This is a genomic window from Mesorhizobium sp. M4A.F.Ca.ET.020.02.1.1 (assembly GCF_004022645.1).
Classification (GTDB): Bacteria; Pseudomonadota; Alphaproteobacteria; order Rhizobiales; family Rhizobiaceae; genus Mesorhizobium.
The window spans coordinates 1-1,418 of record NZ_RZOI01001080.1; the positions used below are offsets into that span (position 1 = coordinate 1).

A 1,418-nucleotide genomic window follows, 5' to 3' on the forward strand; every position below is an offset into this window, starting at 1 on the left:
ATCCGGACCCGATCAAGATCCTGATATGCCGGCTGGGCGACCAAGATCGAAGGCTCGACCTTCCAGGTCTCCATTCCGGTGCCGCCCGGAGCCAAGCATCACGCGATGACGGTGATGGAGCCGGTCGGCGTCGTCGGCGCCATAGTGCCGTGGAACTTTCCGCTGCTGATCGGCATGTGGAAGATCGCGCCGGCGCTGGCCTGCGGCTGCACGATCGTGCTCAAGCCGCCGCGGGAAACACCGCTCGGCCTACTGCGACTCGCCGAGCTGATCGAGACGGCGGGCTTCCCGCCCGGCGTCGTCAACATCGTCACCGGCAGCGGCGCTGTGACCGGCGAGGCGCTGATCCGTCATCCTGGGATCGACAAGCTGACTTTCACCGGCTCGACGGAGATCGGTAAGCGTGTCGGCCATGCCGCGGTCGATCGAGTCGCGCGCTTCACCCTGGAGCTCGGCTCGAAGTCGCCGATGATCCTGCTTGCCGACATGGAGGACGACATCGAGCCCCTGCTCGCCGGACTTGGCATGTTCTTCAACCAGGGCCAGGTCTGCACCTCGGCGTCGAGGCTGCTGATCGAAAAGTCGATCTACGACCGCACGTTGTCGCGGCTGGCCGAGATCGCCGACGGCATGACGCTGGGCGCCGGCCGCGATGCCGACGCGCAGATCAATCCGCTGGTCTCGGCCAAGCACCGCAACAGCGTGCAGGGTTTCGTCGAGCGCAGCCTGGCGGCCGGCGCCGAACGCGTCAGCGGCGCGCGGCCGGTGCCGGCCAGGGGCCATTATGTGGCACCGACCATTCTGCACCATGTGCGGCCCGATATGGAGATCGTGCGCGAGGAGGTGTTCGGCCCGGTTGTGGCGGCAATGCCTGTTGCCGATCTCGACGAGGCGATCCGCATCGCCAACGACACGCGCTACGGCCTGTCGGCTTCGATCTGGACCCGCGACATGGGCAAGGCAATGACCGCGGTCCACGGCCTGAAAGCCGGCACGGTGTGGGTCAACTCGCACAACACGCTCGACCCGGCCGCCCCCTTCGGCGGCTTCAAGCAGTCCGGCTTCGGTCGCGAGCACGGCCGCGCGGCAATCGAGAGTTACCTCGAGACCAAGACCGCCATCATGCGCTATGCCTGACGGACTATTTGTCGGCAACAAGCGCGCGGCGTGCCGCGCGCCGGTGCGCAGCGGCTAGACAGCGGCAGCGCCAATAGCCGGCGACCGTATCGATGATCGCCCCGCCCATTTCTTCCGCAGGAGCCCGGAAGATCAGCCGAGATTGATCCAGGCAGTCTTCAGGTCGGTGTATTTCTCGATGGCGTGGAGCGACTTGTCGCGGCCGAAGCCGGACTGCTTGAAGCCGCCGAGCGGCACGGTGATGTCGGCGCCGCCATAGGTGTTGACGTGGACGACGCCGG

The 1,418-nt window shown here is 66.6% G+C and carries 1 protein-coding gene and 1 pseudogene; one reads left to right on the top strand and one right to left on the bottom strand.

Features of this window, described 5'->3' with window-relative positions; genetic code table 11:
- Positions 1-36 precede the first annotated feature (36 nt).
- A pseudogene (locus EN742_RS34960) lies at positions 37-1,137 on the top strand (aldehyde dehydrogenase family protein); the annotation flags it as partial.
- A gap of 132 nt (positions 1,138-1,269) precedes the next feature.
- Here the strand turns inward: EN742_RS34960 and EN742_RS34965 are convergent.
- On the bottom strand, positions 1,270-1,418 hold a 149-nt coding region (locus EN742_RS34965; protein WP_128333881.1), incomplete at its 5' end, for an aldehyde dehydrogenase family protein.